Source organism: Flavobacterium tructae, from assembly GCF_002217475.1.
GTDB lineage: Bacteria > Bacteroidota > Bacteroidia > Flavobacteriales > Flavobacteriaceae > Flavobacterium > Flavobacterium tructae.
Genome location: NZ_MUHH01000017.1, coordinates 695,200 through 718,322 on the forward strand (window position 1 = coordinate 695,200; position 23,123 = coordinate 718,322).

17 protein-coding genes are annotated in these 23,123 nt (G+C 36.7%); 16 read left to right on the top strand and 1 reads right to left on the bottom strand.

From position 1 onward, the window contains the following. Positions 1–535 precede the first annotated feature (535 nt). Positions 536–925 carry an SPOR domain-containing protein gene (locus tag B0A80_RS07935; RefSeq protein ID WP_026110154.1) on the bottom strand — a complete coding sequence of 130 codons (390 nt, stop codon included), beginning with the start codon at positions 923–925 and terminating at the stop codon, positions 536–538. Between the two features lie 219 nt (positions 926–1,144). Between B0A80_RS07935 and B0A80_RS07940 the strand changes: the two genes are divergently transcribed. The 16 genes from B0A80_RS07940 (at position 1,145) to queG (ending at position 22,907) form a co-directional block, all read left to right on the top strand. Beyond that, positions 1,145–2,479 carry a c-type cytochrome gene (locus B0A80_RS07940; protein WP_070905783.1) on the top strand — a complete coding sequence of 445 codons (1,335 nt, stop codon included), beginning with the start codon at positions 1,145–1,147 and terminating at the stop codon, positions 2,477–2,479. Between the two features lie 32 nt (positions 2,480–2,511). Then, a complete protein-coding gene (locus B0A80_RS07945; protein WP_089076939.1) occupies positions 2,512–5,571 on the top strand; it encodes a TAT-variant-translocated molybdopterin oxidoreductase in 3,060 nt (1,019 codons plus the stop codon). A gap of 33 nt (positions 5,572–5,604) precedes the next feature. Continuing rightward, complete coding sequence (gene nrfD, locus B0A80_RS07950; protein ID WP_017498154.1) at positions 5,605–7,008, top strand: NrfD/PsrC family molybdoenzyme membrane anchor subunit; 1,404 nt, start codon at positions 5,605–5,607, stop codon at positions 7,006–7,008. After that, positions 7,001–7,525, top strand: coding sequence for a DUF3341 domain-containing protein (locus tag B0A80_RS07955; RefSeq protein WP_017498155.1), 525 nt, complete (start codon positions 7,001–7,003; stop codon positions 7,523–7,525). Before nrfD ends, B0A80_RS07955 begins: the two co-directional genes overlap by 8 nt. Before the next feature lie 8 nt (positions 7,526–7,533). Further along, positions 7,534–8,079, top strand: a complete 546-nt coding sequence (locus B0A80_RS07960) for a c-type cytochrome (RefSeq protein WP_026110155.1) — start codon at positions 7,534–7,536, stop codon at positions 8,077–8,079. Positions 8,080–8,106: 27 nt separating this feature from the next. Beyond that, positions 8,107–9,627, top strand: coding sequence for a hypothetical protein (locus B0A80_RS07965; RefSeq protein ID WP_026110156.1), 1,521 nt, complete (start codon positions 8,107–8,109; stop codon positions 9,625–9,627). Between the two features lie 19 nt (positions 9,628–9,646). Next, the gene (locus B0A80_RS07970; RefSeq protein ID WP_089076940.1) at positions 9,647–10,843 is read left to right on the top strand and encodes a cytochrome c oxidase subunit II; all 1,197 of its coding nucleotides are present in this window, start codon (positions 9,647–9,649) and stop codon (positions 10,841–10,843) included. Positions 10,844–10,874: 31 nt separating this feature from the next. Further along, positions 10,875–12,677: a cytochrome c oxidase subunit I gene (locus B0A80_RS07975; protein WP_017498159.1), complete on the top strand. Its 1,803-nt coding sequence runs from the start codon at positions 10,875–10,877 to the stop codon at positions 12,675–12,677. Positions 12,678–13,272: 595 nt separating this feature from the next. Beyond that, a complete protein-coding gene (gene mprF / locus B0A80_RS07980; RefSeq protein WP_089076941.1) occupies positions 13,273–15,900 on the top strand; it encodes a bifunctional lysylphosphatidylglycerol flippase/synthetase MprF in 2,628 nt (875 codons plus the stop codon). A gap of 33 nt (positions 15,901–15,933) precedes the next feature. Then, positions 15,934–17,364: an AcvB/VirJ family lysyl-phosphatidylglycerol hydrolase gene (locus B0A80_RS07985; RefSeq protein WP_089076942.1), complete on the top strand. Its 1,431-nt coding sequence runs from the start codon at positions 15,934–15,936 to the stop codon at positions 17,362–17,364. 156 nt (positions 17,365–17,520) lie between these two features. Then, the gene (locus B0A80_RS07990; RefSeq protein WP_089076943.1) at positions 17,521–18,357 is read left to right on the top strand and encodes an alpha/beta fold hydrolase; all 837 of its coding nucleotides are present in this window, start codon (positions 17,521–17,523) and stop codon (positions 18,355–18,357) included. A gap of 1 nt (position 18,358) precedes the next feature. Continuing rightward, the gene (locus B0A80_RS07995; protein WP_070905778.1) at positions 18,359–18,853 is read left to right on the top strand and encodes an RNA polymerase sigma factor; all 495 of its coding nucleotides are present in this window, start codon (positions 18,359–18,361) and stop codon (positions 18,851–18,853) included. Further along, positions 18,840–19,409: a hypothetical protein gene (locus tag B0A80_RS08000; protein WP_089076944.1), complete on the top strand. Its 570-nt coding sequence runs from the start codon at positions 18,840–18,842 to the stop codon at positions 19,407–19,409. The genes B0A80_RS07995 and B0A80_RS08000 overlap by 14 nt, the downstream gene beginning before the upstream one ends. A 194-nt stretch (positions 19,410–19,603) precedes the next feature. Continuing rightward, on the top strand, positions 19,604–20,626 hold the full coding sequence (gene ruvB, locus B0A80_RS08005) for a Holliday junction branch migration DNA helicase RuvB (RefSeq protein ID WP_017498167.1): 1,023 nt from the start codon (positions 19,604–19,606) through the stop codon (positions 20,624–20,626). An 11-nt stretch (positions 20,627–20,637) separates the two neighbouring features. Continuing rightward, on the top strand, positions 20,638–21,984 hold the full coding sequence (locus B0A80_RS08010; protein WP_089076945.1) for a cytochrome P450: 1,347 nt from the start codon (positions 20,638–20,640) through the stop codon (positions 21,982–21,984). Then, positions 21,981–22,907, top strand: coding sequence for a tRNA epoxyqueuosine(34) reductase QueG (queG, locus tag B0A80_RS08015; protein ID WP_017498169.1), 927 nt, complete (start codon positions 21,981–21,983; stop codon positions 22,905–22,907). The genes B0A80_RS08010 and queG overlap by 4 nt, the downstream gene beginning before the upstream one ends. Positions 22,908–23,123: the final 216 nt, after the last annotated feature.

Consider the following 23,123-nt stretch of genomic DNA (forward strand, 5'->3'; position numbering starts at 1 on the left):
AATAAGTTGCTTAATAATTGTTTCAGGTCTGAGGATGGTTTTTTGAGTCCGGGTAATATTTTGTTTCAGTTCGTAAAATGAAACAAGGGTATAGGGGGGTAAATTGCAAAGTATGGATAATTGATTGAAGGCAATTTGTGTGATGAGGATGTGTTAAATCGTTTGATGTTGTTGACTCGTCTGCTTGTATCGGTATCTCGAGCTTTTAGATTTGATTTGAAATATGTCAGAAAGTAGTTAAAGTGGAATGATTGGATTTGCTTTCTGAGAGCTTTAAGTGATGGAGGATTATCTTTTCCGCATGGGGTGAAATCATTTGAATTCGTCATGCGTATGCATATTGATGTTGTTGAGAGTCTTGTCTGTATGGTGTGATCTTAGGTGTTGGCTAGCTACTGATAAGGGGGGGTAATGTTTGGAAAGAAAGATAAGAGGATGTGGAAGATTGTATTTTGTGATCAGAATAAGTTATGAAAAAAGGGCAGCTTCGTTTTGAAGCTGCCCTTTTTTTGATTGTTCTGTTTTAATGAAGAGTTTACTTTCCTGGCTTTAATAGAAAAACATTTTTGTGTCTCTTTTTGATGTCTGCCAGGTTTCTTTCTGCTTCTATTCTGGTCTTGAAATTTCCAACAATAACCTTGTAGTTTGGTGTGTTGAAAATTATGGTTCCATCGATGTTGCTGTATTCTCTTTTGAAATCCGATAACGTTTTCTTTGCTTCTTCGCTTTTACCACTGAAGATTTGAATTTTATAGGTATCGTTTGTACTTATTGATGTGTTAATTTTGCGTTTGTCATTCAATAATTGCTCAAATTTTGGATCTTGATTTAGTGTTAAATTTTGATCCTGAGCTTGAATGTTGTAAGCTAAAGTGATCATTGTTAGCGTGAAGAAAACTCTTTTAGATGGGGTTAAAATTCTCATAATGTGGTGGTTTTTGAGCAAAAATACTATTTAAAATTTGTATGCGAAAATTTGATATTATTTAGAATTGATATAAATTGATATTTAAGACTATTTTAAGGTTTTGAGAATAACACATAAGTCGTATTTTTGTGCAAGTTTTAAAAGAAGGTATTAGTTTTTTGTTGATTTACTACAGAAAAAATCATACCAAAAATTAGTAGATAATTATTATACTATATGAAAAAGGTGGGTAACCATAATTCGATCTCAAGAAAATTGCTGCTTAGCTTATCGCTAACGCTGATTTTCTCCCTAACTTCATTTGCTCAAGATCCAGCTGCTCCTGCGGCGACTGAAGCTGCTGCCGCTCCGGCTGCAACTGCTGGTGGTGATCCGGTAAAAGGGAAAGAACTTTTTAATGCAAATTGCGCTGCATGTCACAAATTAGATGCCAAATCAACAGGTCCTGCTTTAAGGGGAGTTGCTGGAAAGCATGATATTGCTTGGATCTACAAATGGGTTCACAACAGTTCTGACATGATTAAGTCAGGTGATCCTGTAGCAGTAAAACTTTTTGAAGAAAACAACAAGTCAGTAATGACTTCTTTTCCTCAATTATCAACAGGAGATATTGATAATATTATCGCGTATACTTCTGAAGTAAAAGCTGAGCCAGCTGTTGCAGGTGGTGGGGCTGCAACTCCTCCGGGAACTAATGTTGACGGTGGTGGTATTTCAAACAATATTATTTTAGGTGCACTTGCACTTGTAATGGCTATCCTGGTTGTGATGTTGTTCATGGTGAACAAAGTATTGACTAAAGTAGCTAGTAATAACGGAATTGTAGTTGCTCCTAAAGAAGCTACGACTCCTATCTGGAAAGCGTTCGCTAGAAACCAGTTCTTGGTATTAGTTACGGCAATATTCTTGCTATTGGCAAGTGGATATTTTGTGTACGGATACTTAATGCAAGTTGGTGTGGATCAAAATTATGAGCCAATTCAGCCAATTCACTATTCTCATAAAATTCACGCTGGTGATAACGAAATCAATTGTAAATATTGTCACTCTGCTGCTCGTGTAAGTAAGACTGCTGGTATTCCATCTTTGAATGTTTGTATGAACTGTCATAAAAACATCTCTGAAGTTGCTGAAACTACTGCTACTCCTGAGTACAGCAAGGCATTTTACGATGCACAGATCCAAAAATTATATGATGCAGTTGGTTGGGATAAGGCAAAACAAGCTTATACCGGAAAAACGCAACCAGTAAAATGGGTTCGTATTCACAACTTACCTGATTTTGTTTACTTCAACCACTCTCAACACGTTACTGTTGGAGGTATCGAATGTCAAACTTGTCACGGTCCTGTGGAAGAATTTGAAATCATGAAGCAATACTCTAAATTAACAATGGGATGGTGTGTTGATTGCCATAGAAAAACTGATGTTAAGATGGAAGGAAATGCATACTATGATAAAATTCATGCTGAACTTTCTAAAAAATACGGTGTAGAGAAATTAACTGCAGCGCAAATGGGAGGTTTAGAATGCGGTAAATGCCACTATTAATCGAATTATTAAGATTTTAATATTTATATACAATGTCATCAAACAAAAAATACTGGAAAAGTGTTGAAGAACTAGAAAATAGTTCTATTGTTGAGGCGCTTAGAAATAACGAGTTTGTTGAAGAGATTCCTACAGATGAATTCTTAGGGAATGCAGATGCTTTAGCTTCATCTGGAACTTCACGTCGTGACTTTTTAAAGTACGTAGGATTTAGTACTGCGGCAGTTACACTTGCTGCATGTGAAGGTCCTGTGCACAAGTCTATCCCTTATGTTTTACAACCAGAGCAAATCATTCCTGGTGTTGCAGATTATTATGCAACTACTGTATTTGATGGTTTTGATTTTGCTAATCTTTTGGTAAAAACTCGTGAGGGTCGTCCAATTAAAATTGAAAACAATGCAATCGCTGGTGCTAAATTTGCAGCCAATGCAAGAATTCACGCATCTATCTTAGGATTGTATGATAGCGCTCGTTTAAAAGAGCCAAAAGTAGATGGTAAACAAACTACTTGGTCAGCTGTTGATTTAAAAATTAAATCAAGTTTAGCTGAAGCAAAAGCTAAAAACCAACAGGTTGTATTATTAACAAATACACTTGCAAGTCCATCTACTGAAAAATTAATCGCTGAATTTATTGCTAAAAATCCAAATGCTAAGCATGTTGTTTATGATGCAGTTTCTTCATCTGAGGCTTTAGATGCTTTTCAGGCTGTTTACGGTCAAAGAGCTTTAGTTGATTACGATTTTTCAAAATCTAATTTAATTGTATCTGTTGGTGCTGATTTCTTAGGAGACTGGCAAGGTGGTGGGTACGATAGTGGGTATGCAAAAGGACGTATTCCTCAAAACGGAAAAATGTCTCGTCATTTCCAATTCGAATCAAATATGACATTATCCGGAGCAGCTGCTGATAAGCGTGTTCCAATGACTACTGCTGTTCAAAAACAGGCTTTAGTTCAAATATATAACATTATTGCAGGTGCTTCTGTTCCTGTTACTTTAGATGCTGCTTATAAAGCTGAAGTAGTGAAAGCTGCTCAGCAATTAAAAGCTGCCGGATCAAAAGGGGTTCTGGTATCCGGAATTGAAGATAAAAATGCTCAGTTATTAGTTTTAGCTATCAATCAAATATTAGCGAGTGAAGCTTATACTACTGCAGGAGCAAGACAAATTAGAAAAGGATCGAATGCTGTTGTTTCTCAATTAATTAAAGATCTGAATGCTGGAAGTGTTCATACTTTAATTATGAGTGGAGTTAATCCTGCTTACACTTTAGCTGATTCAGCTGCTTTTGTTTCAGGATTGAAAAAAGTTAAAACATCTGTTGCTTTTTCATTAAAAGAAGATGAAACTGCTTCAATTGTTACTGTTGCTGCTCCGGCTCCTCATTATTTAGAGTCTTGGGGAGATTTAGAAATAACAAGCGGAACTTATAGCTTAACGCAACCAACGATTCGCCCTATTTTTAATACCAAACAATTTCAGGATGTTTTATTGTCATTAAATGGTGCCGCAGGTACTTTTTATGATTATTTAAAAGTTAATTCTTCAGCATTTACTGCAGGATCTTCTTGGAACAAAGTATTACATGATGGTGTTGCAGTAGTTGGATCTTCTGCATTGTCTGGAGGTGCTGTTGATGCTGCTACCGCTGCAAATGCACTTGCAAAATCTAAAGCTGCTGGTGATTTCGAATTGGTATTATATACTAAAACGGGATTAGGAGATGGACAACATGCTAATAACCCTTGGTTACAAGAGTTCCCGGATCCAATTACCAGAGTTTCATGGGATAACTATGTTACTGTTTCTAATGCTGATGCTAAAAAATTAGGATTGTCAAATGAAATCGTTGCTAACGGTGGTTTGAACGGAAGTTATGCTACTATTACTACTGCTGACGGAGCTAAATTAGAAAATGTACCGGTAATTGTTCAGCCAGGACAAGCTGTTGGTACAGTTGGTTTAGCAGTTGGTTACGGTCGTAAGGCAGCGTTAAAAGAAGAAATGCAGGTAGGTTTAAATGCTTACGCTTTATATAAAAATTTCAATAGTGTTCAGTCTGTTTCTATTGCGAAAGCAAATGGAGAGCATGAGTTTGCTTGTGTTCAGGGACAAAAAACATTAATGGGTAGAGGAGATATCATTAAAGAAACTACCCTTGATGTATTTAACAAAGAAAATGCTGAACATTGGAATCCACAACCAATGGTATCTTTAGATCACCAGGAAGTTAAAGCTACAACAGTAGATTTATGGGAATCATTTGATCGTTCTACAGGACATCACTTTAACCTTTCTATCGACTTAAATGCTTGTACAGGATGTGGAGCTTGTGTTATTGCTTGTCACGCTGAAAACAACGTTCCTGTTGTTGGTAAAGCAGAGGTAAGAAGAAGCCGTGATATGCACTGGTTGCGTATCGACAGATACTATTCTTCTGAAAGCACTTTTGAAGGTGATAACGAAAGAAAAGAAGGAATTGCTGGTTTATCAAGTTCATTATCTACATTTAATGAAATGGAAAAGCCAGGAGACAATCCACAGGTTGCATTCCAACCAGTAATGTGTCAACACTGTAACCACGCTCCTTGTGAAACAGTTTGTCCGGTTGCAGCAACATCTCACGGTCGTCAAGGTCAAAACCACATGGCATACAACAGATGTGTTGGTACTCGTTACTGTGCAAACAACTGTCCATACAAAGTACGTCGTTTCAACTGGTTCTTGTACAACAAAAACAGTGAATTCGACTATCACATGAATGATGATTTAGGTCGTATGGTATTAAACCCAGACGTAAACGTTCGTTCTCGTGGAGTTATGGAAAAATGTTCATTCTGTATTCAAAGTACACAAGCTGTTATTCTTCAGGCAAAACGTGAAGGAAGAGTTGTGGCGAAAGATGAATTCAACAATGCTTGCGCTTGTTCTGCAGCTTGTTCTTCTGGAGCTATGGTGTTTGGAGATGTAAATGATAAAGAAAGCGAAGTTGCTAAGTTAGCAGAAAGCGAAAGAATGTATCATTTATTAGAGCATGTTGGTACAAAACCGAACGTTTTCTATCATGTAAAAGTTAGAAATACTTAGTAAAATTATTAATTAGAAACAATATAAAGGATTATGTCGTCTCACTACGAAGCACCCATTAGAAAACCTTTAGTTATAGGTGATAAATCTTATCACGATGTAACAGTAGATGTAGCTGCACCTGTTGAGGGGCCTGCAAACAAACAATGGTGGATTGTATTTTCAATCGCATTAATAGCCTTCCTTTGGGGATTAGGTTGTATAATTTACACTGTATCTACAGGTATCGGAACATGGGGATTAAATAAAACAGTTGGTTGGGCTTGGGATATCACGAACTTCGTTTGGTGGGTTGGTATTGGTCACGCCGGAACATTAATTTCTGCGGTATTATTACTTTTCCGTCAACGTTGGAGAATGGCTATTAACCGTTCTGCTGAAGCGATGACTATCTTCTCAGTAGTTCAGGCAGGTTTATTTCCAATTATTCACATGGGTCGTCCATGGTTGGCTTATTGGGTTTTACCTATTCCAAATCAATTTGGATCTTTATGGGTAAACTTTAACTCGCCATTACTTTGGGACGTATTTGCAATTTCAACGTATCTTTCAGTATCATTAGTTTTCTGGTGGACTGGTTTATTGCCTGACTTTGCAATGCTACGTGATAGAGCAATAACACCTTTCAATAAAAGAGTATATTCTATCCTAAGTTTTGGATGGAGCGGTAGAGCAAAAGACTGGCAGCGTTTTGAAGAAGTATCTTTAGTACTTGCAGGTTTAGCTACTCCACTTGTACTTTCTGTACACACCATTGTATCGATGGACTTTGCTACCTCTGTAATACCAGGATGGCATACCACGATTTTCCCTCCTTACTTCGTTGCAGGAGCGGTATTCTCAGGATTTGCAATGGTTAACACCTTGTTGATCGTTATGAGAAAAGTTTCTAACCTTGAAGCTTACATTACACTACAACATATCGAGTTGATGAACATCATTATCATGATCACGGGTTCTATCGTAGGTGTTGCTTACATCACGGAGTTATTCGTAGCTTGGTATTCAGGTGTAGAGTATGAGCAATATGCGTTCTTAAACAGAGCTACCGGACCTTACTGGTGGGCATATTGGTCGATGATGACTTGTAACGTTTTCTCTCCACAGTTCATGTGGTTCAAAAAACTAAGAACAAGTATCATGTTCTCCTTCATTATTTCGATTGTAGTAAACATCGGAATGTGGTTTGAAAGATTCGTAATTATTGTTACTTCTTTACATAGAGATTACCTTCCATCTTCTTGGACAATGTTCTCACCAACATTCGTTGATATTGGAATTTTCATCGGAACAATTGGTTTCTTCTTCGTATTGTTTTTATTATACTCCAGAACATTCCCTGTAATTGCTCAGGCGGAGGTGAAAACAATTTTGAAAGGAACAGGAGATAATTATATTAGAGAAAGAGCAGCAAATAAAGATTCACACCATGAGTAATAAAGTAATATACGCCATTTATAATGACGATGATATTTTGATGGATGCAGTAAAGAAAACCAGAGCTGCTCATCATCATATTGAAGAGGTTTTTACTCCATTCCCAGTTCACGGATTGGATAAAGCTATGGGCTTAGCACCAACAAGATTAGCAATTTGTGCATTTTTATACGGATGTGTTGGTATTTCTGTTGCAACATTCATGATGAGTTATATCATGATTCATGACTGGCCTCAGGATATTGGTGGAAAACCAAGTTTTAGTTTCATTCAGAATATGCCTTCTTTTGTGCCAATTATGTTTGAGATGACTGTATTTTTTGCTGCCCACTTAATGGTGATCACTTTTTACATGAGAAGTAGATTGTGGCCATTCAAACAAGCTGAAAATCCTGATGTAAGAACAACAGACGACCATTTCTTAATGGAAGTTGCTGTAAATGATAACGAAGCAGAATTAGTTTCTTTTTTCGAAGGAACAGGAGCTGTTGAAGTTAAAGTAATCGAAAAGAATTAATTGTAGCTATGAAAAGGATATATAAAATAACACTTTTAGTTGGTATAACTATTTTAGTTTCATCTTGCCACAATAATTCGGCACCAAACTATCAGTATTTCCCAAATATGTATGAATCTGTTGCTTACGAGCCATATACAGAAGCAAAAATATTTAAAGGAGGAAAAGAAGGACAGCTTCCTGTAGAAGGAACTATCAATAGAGGTTTTGAACCTTATGAGTATGAGAATTCAACGGCTGGTTATGAATTAGCGAAAGCAAATTTAAAATCACCTTTGACTGAAGCTGAAAAAAGTTCTGAAAAAGGAAAAGAACTTTTCGAAATTTACTGTATCAGCTGCCATGGTGCAACTGGAAACGGTAAAGGTAAATTGGTTGAAAGAGAAAAATTTCTTGGAGTACCTAGCTATAAAGACAGAGTTATCACTGAAGGAAGTATCTTTCACGTTGAGACTTATGGTTTAAATGCAATGGGTTCACATGCAAATCAATTAAGTGCCCACGAACGTTGGTTAGTTGCTGACTATGTTCTAAAACTAAAAAGCCAATTATAATTGTTGAACAAACTGATCGTAATAGATATGTATACATTTTCAAGTAAATTAAAAACTTTTTCTATCGTCCTAATGGTTCTTGGCCTATTAGGGATTGGGTATGGTTTTTTAAATGCACCTAAAGATATTCAAGAAGTTGAAAAAATACTAGCTGCAGATGCTCATGGTTCTCATGGAGCTGCACATGGTGAAGCTGCAGAGGCTTCTCATGAAACTGCAGGTCATGAAGCTACAGAAGCTTCACATGAAGGTGCTGCACATGCAGAAGCTCCGGCAGCTTCTCATGATACAGCAGAAGCTTCACATGATTCACTTAAAGGTGCAGCGCACGCAGAAACTCCAGCAGTTTCTCATGAAGCTGCAAAAGTTTCACATGATTCACACGAAGGTGGTGAGCATGCGAAAGTTGATGCCGCAGGTGAACATGAAAAACATTTAGAACACGTATTACACCAATTGCAAAACAAGCCTTGGTCAGCATTATATGTTGCCTCCATTTTCTTCTTGTTGCTTTCTATGGGAGTATTAGCTTTTTATGCTATTCAACAAGTGGCTCAGGCAGGATGGTCTCCGGTTTTATTCAGAGTAATGCAGGGAATCACAGCTTACTTACCAGCTGGTTCTGTAATATTCTTTATTATTCTGGTACTTTGCGGATTGCATTTTAATCACATATTTGTATGGTTAGGAGAAGGAGTTACAGATCCAAAACATGCAAACTACGATGCAATCATTGCTGGAAAATCAGGTTATTTAAACTTTCCTTTCTGGATCGTTAGAGCAGCAATCTTTTTATTAGGATGGAACATTTACCGTCACTATTCCAGAAAGAATTGTTTAGCTCAAGACGAAGCTAATGATGATCTTTACTACAAAAAGAACTTCAAAATCTCTGCGGGATTCTTAGTATTCTTTATTGTTTCTGAGTCTATCATGGCGTGGGATTGGATTATGTCATTTGACCCACACTGGTTCAGTACTTTATTTGCATGGTATGTTTTTGCTTCTTTCTTTGTAAGCGGTATTACTACAATAGCATTGGTTACTATTTACTTAAAATCTAAAGGATATTTAGAATATGTAAATACAAGTCACATTCACGATTTAGCTAAATTTATGTTTGGTATCAGTGTATTCTGGACATACTTATGGTTCTCACAATTCATGTTGATCTGGTACGCAAACATTCCGGAAGAGGTTACTTATTTCGTAACTAGAATTCAATTATACAACTTACCATTTTTTGGAGCTGTAGTTATGAACTTTTTGTTCCCATTATTAATATTGATCAATACAGACTTCAAACGTCTTAACTGGGTTATTGTAATGGCTGGTGTAGTGATCTTGTTAGGACACTATGTTGATTTCTTTAATATGATTATGCCTGCTACAGTTGGAGATAAATGGTTTATTGGAGTTTCTGAAATTGCATCTATTCTTTTCTTCTTAGGTTTATTTATTTTTGTTGTATTTACTGCATTAACTAAAGCTCCTTTGTTAGCAAAAAGAAATCCTTTCATTGAAGAAAGTAAACATTTTCATTATTAATATTTAAAGAAGTAAACAGATGACAAGTTTGTTGGTAATTATAGTTTTAGTTTTATTAGCAGTTGCATTGTGGCAATTGACCAAGATATTCGATCTTACGCAAGTGGGATCCGCTTCTTCGGACGATTCGCAAGTGGCATCCGATAATGATAATAATGTTCAGGGGTATATCATGTTTGGCTTCTTAGCTTTCATTTATATCTTTACGATTTACGGTTTATTGAAATGGGGTAATTTAGCACTTCATACACCGGCTTCAGAGCACGGGCTTTTAGTAGATAACTTAATGAACATTACATGGGTATTAATATTCACAGTTCAGGTTATTACACAAGGATTATTATACTGGTTCTCTTTTAAAAACAGAGGACATAAAGATAAAAAAGCTTTATTCTTTGCTGATAGTAATAAATTAGAAGCAATTTGGAGTATTATTCCATCTGTAGTTTTAGCTTGTTTAATCCTTTACGGATTGTACGCTTGGAACAACATTATGTTTGTTGATAAAGACGAAGACGTAATAGAAATTGAATTATACGCTCAACAATTTAAATGGACGGCAAGATATGCTGGTCAGGACAATGTTTTAGGAAAAGCAAACGTTCGTTTAATTGAAGGTGTAAATACTTTAGGAGTAGACATGTCTGATCCTAATGCTCAGGATGATATCGTAGTTAGTGAATTGCATATTCCAAAAGGTAAAAAAGTACATTTCAAAATGCGTTCTCAAGACGTATTACACTCAGCTTACATGCCTCACTTTAGAGCACAGATGAACTGCGTTCCTGGAATGGTTACTGAATTTGCTTTTATTCCAACTTATACAACTTCTGAATATAGAGAGTTACCGTTTATGGTGGAGAAAGTTGCACACATTAACAAACTTAGAGCTGAAAAAAGCGTTGAGTTAGTGGCTAAAGGTGGAACAGCTTTAGATCCTTATACATTTGACTATTTATTATTATGTAATAAAATTTGTGGAGCTTCTCACTACAACATGCAAATGAAAGTAGTTGTTGACACTCCGGAAGATTATAAAAAATGGTTAAGCGAAAAAACTACATTAGCTCAGGATATTAAAGCTGCCGCTGCTGCAGATGCTGAAAAGAAGGCTGGTGAAGAAGCAAAAGCGAGCACAGATAGCACTGCTAAAGATAGTGTGAAAGCAGTTATCGATACAGTTAAGGCAGTTGTAGCTAAAGTGGCTATGAGATAATATTTATTAAGAAAATTTAAAGTACACATATATGTCAGCAGAAGCGCACGGTCACGATCACGGACACGATCACGAGCACGAACATCATCATAAAGACACGTTCATTACTAAATATATCTTTAGTATTGATCACAAAATGATTGCTAAGCAATACTTACTTACAGGTATTGTAATGGGAGTAATTGGTATTGCAATGTCGTTGCTTTTCAGAATGCAATTGGCTTGGCCAGAAGAGTCTTTTAAAATTTTTAATGTTTTATTAGGAGATAAATTTGCACCTGATGGTGTAATGGCAAATGATATTTATCTGGCTTTGGTTACCATTCACGGTACCATCATGGTATTCTTTGTACTGACGGCCGGTTTGAGCGGAACCTTTAGTAACTTATTGATTCCACTTCAAATTGGAGCGCGAGATATGGCTTCCGGATTTATGAATATGATTTCATACTGGTTGTTCTTCTTATCTGCTGTAGTAATGTTATGTTCCTTATTTGTTGAAGCTGGACCAGCATCTGCAGGTTGGACAATTTACCCACCATTAAGTGCTTTACCACAAGCAATCCCAGGTTCAGGAACAGGTATGACTTTATGGTTAGTTTCAATGGCTATCTTTATTGCATCTTCTTTAATGGGATCTTTGAACTACATTGTAACGGTTATCAACCTTAGAACAAAAGGAATGTCTATGACAAGACTTCCATTGACAATCTGGACATTTTTCGTAACAGCTATCATTGGTGTTATTTCGTTCCCTGTATTATTGTCAGCTGCTTTATTATTGATCTTTGACAGAAGTTTTGGTACTTCATTCTTCTTATCTGATATCTATATTGCCGGAGAGGTTTTACACTACCAAGGTGGTTCTCCTGTATTGTTCGAACACTTATTCTGGTTTTTAGGACACCCTGAGGTTTATATCGTAATCTTACCAGCGATGGGTCTTGTGTCTGAAATTATGGCTACAAACTCTCGTAAACCAATCTTTGGTTACAGAGCGATGATTATGTCAGTTCTTGCAATTGCATTCTTATCTACAATTGTTTGGGGGCACCATATGTTTATTTCAGGTATGAATCCTTTCTTAGGATCTGTATTTACCTTCACTACCTTATTGATTGCAATTCCATCTGCTGTAAAAGCGTTCAACTGGATCACGACTTTATGGAAAGGTAACTTACAATTCAACCCTGCAATGTTATTCTCTATCGGAATGGTTTCTACTTTCATCACTGGAGGTTTAACAGGAATCATTTTAGGAGACAGTACTTTAGATATTAACGTTCACGATACTTATTTCGTAATTGCTCACTTTCACTTAGTAATGGGTATCTCTGCACTTTACGGAATGTTTGCTGGTATTTACCACTGGTTCCCTAAAATGTACGGAAGAATGTTAAATAAAAACTTAGGTTACATTCACTTTTGGGTAACAGCAGTTTGTGCTTACGGAGTATTCTTCCCAATGCACTTTATCGGATTAGCTGGTTTACCAAGACGTTATTATACAAACACAAACTTCCCATTATTTGATGATTTACAAAATGTGAATGTTTTAATTACAACATTCGCTCTTGTAGGAGGTGCGTTCCAATTAGTATTCTTATACAACTTCTTCGTTAGTATTTTCTACGGTAAGAAAGCGGTTCAGAATCCATGGAAATCAACAACATTAGAGTGGACTACTCCTGTAGAACATATCCACGGTAACTGGCCAGGTGAAATTCCTCACGTATACCGTTGGCCGTATGACTACAGTAACCCGAATCACGATGTAGATTTTGTACCGCAAAATGTACCGATGAAAGAAGGTGAAGAAGTTTTACACCACTAAAAAATACTTTAAAAGACTGTCTGCAAAGACAGTCTTTTTTGTTTTTATAAGCTATGCGTTTAGAGTGCGGATCTGATTATTTCATTTGCGTAGGAAAATATTTGAATCCGGAATTCAATTGTGACAGGATCACTATTGAAATCCGGATTTGCTTTGAAGGGCTATGGCAAAAGCATGGCGCGTAGGACTAGGAATGATGATGGCAATTGTGGGTTATGCCCTGAAATGACAAAAGTCCGATCGCAAAGAAAAGCATCCGGCATATTTTGTGTGAGACTCTCTATGAATGTCATTTTTTTATCGGGATTTGTTGGAGTTGAAAATTGCTTTTGCCCATTCAGGGCAATTCTACACCTTAATCTAAATTATAGCCCTTTGTATTATGATCGTGCGTTTCTGGCTTTCAGCTTTTTTCTCCCCAACTTTTGTTCCTGATCCGAAAAAGTTAATTGGCTGTAGTTATAATTACCCTTAGTTGAGTATGGTTTGTAAAAGTGAGAAAAACAGCAAATTAAATAATTGACAGATAGATAATTATTGTATATTTATATAGAAACAGGTTTCATTTTTCATAAGTAAATTATTCGGTGATAATATGAAGACACAAGTGATTTCCAATACAATTTTTAGTTTTTTTAAAGACAGAAAGGGAGTCTCTTATTTACGTGAGAATGATAAAATTATCAGGCAGTTTGTATTTACTATTTTTTTTATCGGAATCGGAATCTGGTTTATCAAACACGAACGTTCGGAATTAGTAGAAGTTAATACTGTAATTACCAATGCCAGCTTTTTTTGGGTTTCGTGTGGAATAGCTCTTGCTTTCTTGTATGTATCACTTCAGGCGTTAATGTATTTTGCCTCTTTTAAAGCTGTTCAAAGCGGGATATCTTTTAAACAGGCCATTATTTTATTTCTCAAACGAAATTTTGTAAGCGTTTTTTTGCCGGCGGGTGGAATTTCTTCTTTAGCTTTTTTTACAAAATCCATCGAAAAGAGTGGTGTAAAACCAACTCAAATTCATTTTGCTTCCGTAGTTTATGGTTTTGTCGGGATACTCTCGGTTATTATTGTGGCAATACCGGCGTTAATTTACTCTTTATTGGAGGGAACTGCGGGATCTGGTGAAGGATATGCCTTGGGAGCGGTTGTGATCTTGGCTCTATTTCTTTTTCTGATTTATGATTCGATAGTAAAAAAAGGGCCTCTGTACCGTCTCATTATAAAACTTCTTCCTTCTGCAGTTGTCTTTTTGGATGATTTACAGCAAAACAGAATCTTAAAAAAGAATTTTCTGCAAGTTGTTTTTTATTCCGTGCTCATCGAGTTTGCGGGAATAGCACATTTGTATATTGCGATGATCGCTTTGGGATTTGAGCCGTCATTGCCTGCCGCTATAATAGGGTATATTGTTTCGGTTATTTTTTTAATCGTTTCTCCTTTTTTGCGGGGGTTAGGAGCTATAGAAATCTCAATGAGTTTTATATTAATACAATTCGGGTTTGATAATGTTAGTGCTATCGCCATCACTTTTTTGTATCGTTTCTTCGAATTTTGGATTCCATTAGTTGCAGGGGCATTCCTCTTTTTGTTTAATGCGAATACCTTATTGATGCGGGTTGTGCCTTCATTTTTACTTTTTGTTTTGGGGTTAATAAATATAGTGTCTGTACTAACCCCGGCGATTTCAGAACGATTGCACATCCTGAGAAACATTATTCCCGTGTCGGCGATTAAAGCATCAAATGATTTTGTGATAACCGCAGGTTTATTCATGTTAGTAAATGCGACATTTATGCTCAAAGGTTTGCGAAATGCGTGGTGGTCTGCCATTTTCTTAAGTGGTATTTCTGTAATTGGACACCTTACAAAGGCGATTGATTATGAAGAAGCAGTAATCGCTTTGGTTGTTTTTATCAGTTTAATTATTACCAGAAAAGAATATTATATTAAGAGTAATGCGCACCTGCAGAGTATCGGATTAAAAACAGTTTTAATCACTATGGCAGCTGTTTTAATATACAGCATTCTGGGATTCTACTTTTTGGATAAGAAACATTTTGGTATCGATTTTCATTGGCAACAATCTATTAGATATGGCTTTCAGAATTACTTTTTGGTAGGGAGTTCTGATTTGGTTCCTCTTGACAGATTTGCAAGGCGCTTTTTACTTTCCATCAACATTAGTGGTTTTTTATCCATCGGCTTTTTGATTTTTGCCTTAATCCGTCCCTATACCATAAAAAAGGAAGCAATAGAAGATGATTTTTTATCTGCTAAAGATCTTCGGAGTCTGTATGGAACTTCTGCTTTAGACTATTTTAAAACGTATGACGATAAAAATATTTTTATAGCAAAAAGTAAAAAGTCTTTTTTAGCTTATCGTGTAGCGGATAGTTTTGCGGTGGTTTTAGAAAACCCCGTAGCAGCGTCGGAGGATGAATTTAAACAGTGTATTGTCGAGTTTGACGAGTATTGTTATGAGAATGGCTTGCGAAGTATTTATTATCGTGTTCCTGAAGAAAATTTAGAACTCTTTGCCTCATTACACAAAAAGAATCTGTTTATAGGACAGGAAGCTGTTGTGGATTTATCGGTATTTACGATGGAAGGAGGTGCCAAAAAATCATTGCGTAATGCGATAAGCAAAGTCAAAGAAAAGGGTTTTAAGACTACCATTCATACGGCACCGGTTAAGGATGGATTACTGCAAAAAGTTAAAGCGGTAAGTGATGAATGGCTTGCAGGTACCGGAAGAACTGAAATCGTTTTTTCGCAAGGTAAATTTGATTGGGAAGAACTCAAGCAGCAAACCATCATAACAGTTGAAAATGCTGAAGAGAAAATTGTGGCTTTTTTAAATGTGATTCCGGATTATGCTAAAGGAGAAGGAACATACGATTTGATTCGGAAAACCAATGATGCACCAAATGGGATCATCGATTTTATCCTTTTGGAACTTTTTGCTTATTTGAAAACTCAGGGCTGTACGTCAGTCAATTTAGGATTAGCTGCTATGAGTGGAATTGAAGACCCGGACACCTTTCCGGAAAAGTCAATGAAGTTTGCGTATGAAAGAATTAAGTATTTTTCACATTATAAAGGATTGCGTGATTTTAAAGAAAAATTCTCTCCAGTTTGGTACAACAAATACTTAGTGTACACGCATGATTACGATTTACTACAGGCACCGTTAGTTTTAAATAAAGTAGTAAAACCATAATTTAAGATTTCGTAATGTTAAAAAACAATCAAGATGAACAAAATTATAACACTTCTTCTGTCGGTTTTTATTTTTGGGACTAATGTTTATGCCGAAACAACGGATACTTTAAGGGTTGGAGCATTTGGAAAAATTATGATATACAAGCCTAAAATAACACCAACAGCGGTTGTTTTGTTTGTGTCAGGTGATGGCGGATGGAACAGCGGTGTCGTCGATATGGCTAAAAACATTGTTGACCAGGGAGCTGTGGTTGCGGGGATTGATATTCAGCATTATTTTAAGGAAATCAAAAAAGAAAAATCCAAATGTTATTATCCTGCCGGAGACTTTGAAGAGCTTAGTCTGATGTTGCAAAAAAAGATAAAGATGAAGCAATATCTAAAGCCAATATTGGCTGGATATTCTTCGGGAGCAACCTTGATCTACGGTATGCTGGCTCAGGCTCCCGCGAATACTTTTAGCGGAGCCATTGCTTTAGGGTTTTGTCCCGATATAGAAACTGACAGGACTTTATGTGATGGTTCCGGACTGACTTCACATGTCCTGAAAGAAGGAAAAGCTTATTTTCTGGAAAAAACCGAAAAATTATCGGCTCCTTTTATCGTCTTGCAAGGAATCACCGATCAGGTTTGTAATTATGCCAACACCAAAAAATACATGGAAGGCATGAAGCAGGGAAAACTAATCACACTGCCCAAAGTGGGACATGGTTTTTCGGTTACTAAAAACTGGCTGCCACAATTCACAGCTGCCTTCAGGGAGATTTTGAATACCCCAAATTATAGTCAGCAGAAATCAGAACAAAACCTTTTGCTGAAAGAACAGCACCTTGCACCTTTGCCTTTTGAAATGCCTTTAATCTTAATTCCGACAAAAAGTAAAGAGGAATCTTTGCCTGTCGCTTTTTTAATTTCAGGTGATGGAGGATGGACCAGTTTTGATCAATCTGTCGGGGAAACTTTGGCAGAGAAAGGAATTGCCGTAATAGGATTGGATTCGCAGAAATATTTTTGGAATGCAAAAACTCCTGTCGAGACTTCGAATGCAATTGCTAAAGCAGTTGAACATTATTTACAGCAATGGAATCGAAAAACATTCATACTTGCCGGTTATTCATTTGGTGCTTCTGTAATTCCGTTTGTAGCAGGTAATTTTCCGGCACCCCTAAAAGAAAAATTAAAAGGATTGTATTTGTTGTCTCCGGATGTAAAAGCTGATTTTGAAATTCATATTGCAGACATGCTGAGTATGGAAAGTTCGAAGGACACTTTTGATGTGATTTCCGAAATAAAAAAAATCAAGTCCTATAATCCAATTTGTTTTTTTGGAGATGAAGAAGACGCCGCAACCCGCAATCGTTTCTCAGAAGCCGGAATCAAAACTATTGCTTTGCCCGGGTCACATCATTACAACAATGACTATAATAAAATAGCCGAGAGTATTCTGAAAGAGATTAAATAACTAAAATAGCTGCATTGTTCCGTTTTTTTACGCAACAAAAGCACGCGTGAAGTACCGCAGATTATGGGATTCTAATTTATTTTTAAAAAAAAGTATTTTTTGAGGTAACAAATAGTATAGCACTGCATCAAAAGAGAAACTTTAAAAAATAACATTATGAAAACTAAATCAATTTTACTGATCGCATTAATGCTTCTTATCTCAAAATCTGTTTTTTCGCAAACCGCTTTTAAGGTCGACGTAAAAGGAAAAGGAGCACCTGTTTTATTATTTCCGGGTTTTGGCTGTACAGGAGAAGTTTGGAACGAAACTGTAGCCGAACTTTCTAAAAATTACGAATGCCACATTTTTACTTTTGCCGGGTTTGGAAATGTTCCTCCAATTGAAGGCCCTTGGTTGTCTACAATAAAAAATCAGGTTGTCTCTTATGTAAAGACCAAAAAACTAAAGAAAGCCACATTAATGGGGCACAGTTTAGGAGGAACTCTAAGTTTGTGGCTGGCTGCCGAAGAAACTAATCTGTTCAAAAAAGTAATCATCGTTGATGCTTTACCAGCAAGTGCTGCTTTAATGATTCCGAACTACAAAGGAGAAGTCATTCCTTATGACAATCCGCAAAGCAAAATGATGTTGGGAATGGATCAAAAAGCTTTCAATGCGATGAATTCTCAGGCAACGTCTTACATGTGTCTCAACAAAGAAAAGCAAAAAACAATCAACGAATGGATGAGTGTGGCCGACAGGAAAACTTATGTGTACGGTTATATCGATATGCTTAATTTAGATTTGCGTAAAGAAATTGCCAAAATTAAAATCCCGGTAGTAATTTTAGCGGCCACAAATCCCGATCTTGCTACCGTACAAAATACCTATAAAGCACAATATGAAAATATGCCGTCGGTTAAAATTTATTATGCAGCAAATTCGGCACATTTTGTAATGTACGATCAACCGGAGTGGTTCATGGAAAAAGTAAAATCAGAAATACGTTAAGGTGAATAAAAAAGAACAATTTAACGAGATCTATAACAAACATTATAATAAAGTGTTTCGTTTGTGCAAAGGTTATTTTTGTGGAGATATTGCATTGGCTTCTGATGCAGCTCAGGAAGTTTTCATCAAGGTTTGGGAGCATTTAGATACCTTTCGGAATGAATCAAGCATCAGTACCTGGATTTACAGGATCACCGTTAATACCTGTCTTCTTTATTTGCGAAAATCATCCGCAAGAAAAGAAGTTCGAACTGATATACTGCCTAAGGTTGCTTCGGAAACTTATTCGGATGAAAAAGAAGAACAGCTTCAGCAAATGTATCAGTGCATACAAAAGCTCGAAGAAACCAATAAAATGATCATTCTGATGATCTTAGATGGTATCGAATATCCCGAAATATCAGAAGTAATCGGAATCACTGAAGAAACACTTCGGGTTAGAATTCATCGAATTAAAAAAAGTTTAACGCAATGTGTACAAAATGAAAACATTTGAAGATTTACAAAACATTTGGGATCAGCAAGCAGCATCTAATATAAAACCAGCCGCCAACGATGTCATTGAAAAGGCCGAAGCACATACTAAAAAAATAAAACGCAATCATCTTTGGACCAGAATAATTCTGAGTCTGACGGCAATCATACTCATCGCCTATTACATTTGGGTAGGAGCCTATAAACAAACTGTATTCAGTTTCGGATTGGGAATTATGATTACCATGCTGATGGTTCGTATCGCTCTGGAGTGGAGTAGCGCAAGAAAATTTGAGAATTTAAAAACAGACGTTCCCTTAATCGAATACAGCAAGCAGGCTCAACGGTTTTATCAATGGAGAAAAAAAATACATTACATTTTTACGCCCATAATTTACCTGACTTATATCGCCGGATTTATCTTGCTTTTGCCCGTTTTTAAAGAAAATTTCTCCAAAGGGTTTTATCTATATATCCTTGTCAGCGGATTTGGTTTTTTACTGTTTTTTGGAGTAATGCTGGTAAGAATCATTAAGAGGGAAGTAAAGCTCTTAGACTTCTTAAAAAACATTTCCTAAAAAGAGTATCGGAATTCAAATGGCGGATAACGAAGAGGTGTTCGTCATTAGTCCGGCAAAGGAATGATTTAGAACTTGAAACTTGAAACCTGAAACCTGAAACCTGAAACTTGAAACTTGAAACTTGAAACTTGGAATTTGTTATTTGAAATAGAACTGTTTTACAAACTAATTTCTTTGTCTATCTTTGTAAAATGAATGAAAACTTAGATCCCACTACAAAAGGGTACAATCCGGAAGAATTAGATCTTGAAAAAAGATTGCGTCCACTGTCATTTGATGATTTTGCAGGACAAGATCAGGTTTTAGAGAACCTAAAGATTTTCGTTGCTGCCGCTAATCAGCGTGGTGAAGCACTTGATCACGCTCTTTTTCACGGGCCTCCGGGATTGGGTAAAACTACTTTGGCGAACATTCTGGCCAATGAGCTTGAAGTGGGGATCAAAATTACTTCAGGCCCTGTTTTGGATAAACCGGGAGATTTGGCAGGTTTATTGACCAATCTTGACGAAAGAGACGTTTTATTCATTGATGAGATTCACCGTTTGAGCCCTATTGTCGAAGAATATTTGTACTCGGCTATGGAGGATTTCAAAATCGATATTATGATTGAATCCGGACCAAATGCCAGAACGGTACAAATCAATCTGAATCCTTTTACGCTGATAGGAGCTACAACACGTTCCGGATTACTGACAGCTCCGATGAGAGCTCGTTTTGGAATCTCATCCCGTTTGCAATACTACACTACTGAACTTTTGACCACCATTGTAGAAAGAAGTTCTTCTATACTTAAAATGCCAATTTCATTGGATGCCGCTATCGAAATAGCCGGTAGAAGCCGTGGAACACCTCGTATTGCCAATGCATTATTGAGAAGAGTTCGCGATTTTGCACAAATAAAAGGAAATGGAACCATCGACATCGAAATTGCGCGTTATGCCTTAAAAGCACTAAATGTAGACGCGCATGGACTGGATGAAATGGATAATAAAATTTTACTGACCATTATTAATAAATTCAAAGGTGGCCCCGTAGGACTTTCGACTTTGGCAACTGCTGTATCAGAAAGCAGTGAAACCATTGAAGAAGTCTACGAACCCTTTTTGATTCAGGAAGGTTTTATTATGCGTACACCACGCGGACGTGAGGTTACGGATAAGGCCTACAAACATTTAGGAAAAATAAACACCAACATTCAGGGCGGATTGTTTTAATCCTGTTAAACATGTCTGAAAATAAAAAATACAAGTACCCGAACAAGCTTTCGATCGTAAGGTTCTTTTTAGATGCCGAAGGAGTGCGCAGAAACCCTATTCCTTATCATAAAAGATATTTTGATCAGTTTGGGGATTCTTTTTCACTTCAGATAGGACGTTCGAAACACTTGATTTTATCGCGTGATAATGAGATTGCCCAGCATATTTTGCAGAAAAATCAAAGGAACTATCACAAATCTAAATTTCAGTCCGTTTATCTTTCAAAATACTTGGGAAAAGGACTTTTGACCGTTGACGGTGATTTTTGGCTGAAACAAAGACGACTCATTCAGCCCGCGTTTCATAAACAGAAAATGAATCAGCTGGTTGAGAATATGAATGAGACAATCGTTTCAGAATTAAAGGAATTGGAGGAAGAAAAGCGAATTGATCTCTTTCCGGTTATGAGTCAGCTCGCATTTAATGTAGTGGCGAAGTCACTGTTTCATCTTTCGATTTCGGAAGAGAAATTAAATCGGATCAAATACATCATCGAAGAAGTTCAGAATTTTTTGATCAAAGAAATTCGGCTTCCCCATAAAGCATGGTGGTTTTCGGTGAGTGGTCAGGTGGCAAAACATTTGGAACTGGCCGAAGAGAACAACCGAATCATTCAGGAAATTATCGACGAGCGAACCACTTCTGGAGAGCCCGTAAACGATTTGCTTCAGCTGCTTTTAGAAACACGTTACGAAGATACCGGTGAAGGAATGTCAGTTAAACAACTGATCGATGAAATTAAAATTCTTTTTATTGCCGGACATGAAACTAGTGCCAACGCCTTAACTTTTACACTATACCTTTTGGGAAGAAATCCGGAGATACAGCAGAAAGTGTTGGATGAAATTCTGGAAATCGAAGCACAAACAGAGAATGTAACAGAACAATTGCAAAAGATGACCTATTTGAATGCCGTTATCAATGAAGCGATGCGCCTGTATCCGCCAGCCTGGATTACAGACCGGCAAAATGTTGAAGACGATACTATTGGACCGTATCATTTAAAAAAAGGAACTTTAATTGGAGTTTCTTTTTATGAGTTGCATCGAAATCCTAAATACTGGGAAAATCCCGAAGAGTTTATCCCGGAGCGTTTTCTTGGGGAACAAAAGAAACACTCGATGCAATATTTTTATCCTTTCGGAGCCGGACCAAGAATGTGTATCGGAGCGGGATTTGCGATCTATGAAATGTGCCTTACTGTGGCTCATGTTGTAAAAAAATACGTAATTAAATCGGAGACTGATATTGTTCAATTCAATCCGTTAATTACTTTAAAACCTGTTGGAATAGAAGTTTTATTCTCTAAAAGATGACAATCAATTCTAAAGAGACCTATTCAAAATTTATAAAAGCTGAAGCCAAAAGGCTCGGTTTTCTTTCTTGCGGAATATCCAAAGCGGGATTTCTGGAAGAGGAGGCACCGCGTCTTGAAAAATGGTTAAACAACAACCATCATGGGCAGATGGGGTATATGGAGAATTATTTTGACAAACGTCTGGATCCTACTTTATTAGTAGATGATGCCAAGAGTGTAGTGTCACTTTTATTAAATTACTACCCAACAGAAACCCAGACCGACGAAAGCTTTAAAATTTCGAAATATGCCTACGGTCAGGATTATCATTTTGTGATTAAAGAAAAATTAAAAGAATTTTTACACTCGATTCAGGAAAATATAGGAGAAGTATCAGGCCGTGCTTTTGTAGATTCGGCACCCGTTTTAGATCGAGCCTGGGCAGCAAAAAGCGGACTGGGCTGGATTGGTAAAAGCGGTAACCTGCTGACTCAAAAAGTAGGATCTTTTTATTTCATTGCCGAACTTATTCTGGATTTAGATTTAGAGTACGATCACGCTACAACAGATCATTGTGGGTCGTGTACTGCTTGTATTGATGCCTGTCCCACACAGGCAATAGTGGCCCCTCATGTAGTCGACGGCAGCAAATGCATTTCGTATTACACTATCGAACTCAAAGAAAACATACCTCATGAAATGAAGGGAAAGTTTGATGAATGGATGTTTGGCTGTGATACCTGTCAGGATGTTTGTCCGTGGAATCGATTCTCAAAGCCGCATTCCGAACCTTTATTCAATCCCAATCCGGAATTACTTTCCTTTTCTAAAAAGGATTGGATCGAAATTACCGAGGAAACTTTTCGGTTAGTTTTTAAAAATTCCCCTATCAAAAGAACCAAATTTGATGGCTTAAAACGCAATATTCTCTTTCTTGAATAAAACTAAAAACAGGATGTATTTTGTCTTGTTTTTTTGTTTTTTTAATGATTTTAGGAGCTCTAATTTAATTTTTTCATACAAATAAAATCCTTAAACGCATGTAATTTATTGATAATCAGTAAGTTGTGTTTTTTAATTGCTTTTATTTTGTAACTACTTAATAATCAACGCATTTATTGACTTGATAAGCTTTTTTTTATTAAATTTGTGTTAAGT

What these genes read in the sequence shown, in the direction of transcription:
- nrfD (WP_017498154.1), top strand. Translation starts at nt 5,605, where the DNA reads ATGTCGTCTCACTACGAAGCACCCATTAGAAAACCTTTAGTTATAGGT.
- B0A80_RS08000 (WP_089076944.1), top strand. Translation starts at nt 18,840, where the DNA reads ATGAAAACATTTGAAGATTTACAAAACATTTGGGATCAGCAAGCAGCA.
- B0A80_RS07955 (WP_017498155.1), top strand. Translation starts at nt 7,001, where the DNA reads ATGAGTAATAAAGTAATATACGCCATTTATAATGACGATGATATTTTG.
- B0A80_RS07965 (WP_026110156.1), top strand. Translation starts at nt 8,107, where the DNA reads ATGTATACATTTTCAAGTAAATTAAAAACTTTTTCTATCGTCCTAATG.
- B0A80_RS07960 (WP_026110155.1), top strand. Translation starts at nt 7,534, where the DNA reads ATGAAAAGGATATATAAAATAACACTTTTAGTTGGTATAACTATTTTA.
- B0A80_RS07935 (WP_026110154.1), bottom strand. Translation starts at nt 925, where the DNA reads ATGAGAATTTTAACCCCATCTAAAAGAGTTTTCTTCACGCTAACAATG.
- B0A80_RS07940 (WP_070905783.1), top strand. Translation starts at nt 1,145, where the DNA reads ATGAAAAAGGTGGGTAACCATAATTCGATCTCAAGAAAATTGCTGCTT.
- mprF (WP_089076941.1), top strand. Translation starts at nt 13,273, where the DNA reads ATGAAGACACAAGTGATTTCCAATACAATTTTTAGTTTTTTTAAAGAC.
- ruvB (WP_017498167.1), top strand. Translation starts at nt 19,604, where the DNA reads ATGAATGAAAACTTAGATCCCACTACAAAAGGGTACAATCCGGAAGAA.
- B0A80_RS07975 (WP_017498159.1), top strand. Translation starts at nt 10,875, where the DNA reads ATGTCAGCAGAAGCGCACGGTCACGATCACGGACACGATCACGAGCAC.
- B0A80_RS08010 (WP_089076945.1), top strand. Translation starts at nt 20,638, where the DNA reads ATGTCTGAAAATAAAAAATACAAGTACCCGAACAAGCTTTCGATCGTA.
- B0A80_RS07985 (WP_089076942.1), top strand. Translation starts at nt 15,934, where the DNA reads ATGAACAAAATTATAACACTTCTTCTGTCGGTTTTTATTTTTGGGACT.
- B0A80_RS07970 (WP_089076940.1), top strand. Translation starts at nt 9,647, where the DNA reads ATGACAAGTTTGTTGGTAATTATAGTTTTAGTTTTATTAGCAGTTGCA.
- B0A80_RS07945 (WP_089076939.1), top strand. Translation starts at nt 2,512, where the DNA reads ATGTCATCAAACAAAAAATACTGGAAAAGTGTTGAAGAACTAGAAAAT.
- queG (WP_017498169.1), top strand. Translation starts at nt 21,981, where the DNA reads ATGACAATCAATTCTAAAGAGACCTATTCAAAATTTATAAAAGCTGAA.
- B0A80_RS07990 (WP_089076943.1), top strand. Translation starts at nt 17,521, where the DNA reads ATGAAAACTAAATCAATTTTACTGATCGCATTAATGCTTCTTATCTCA.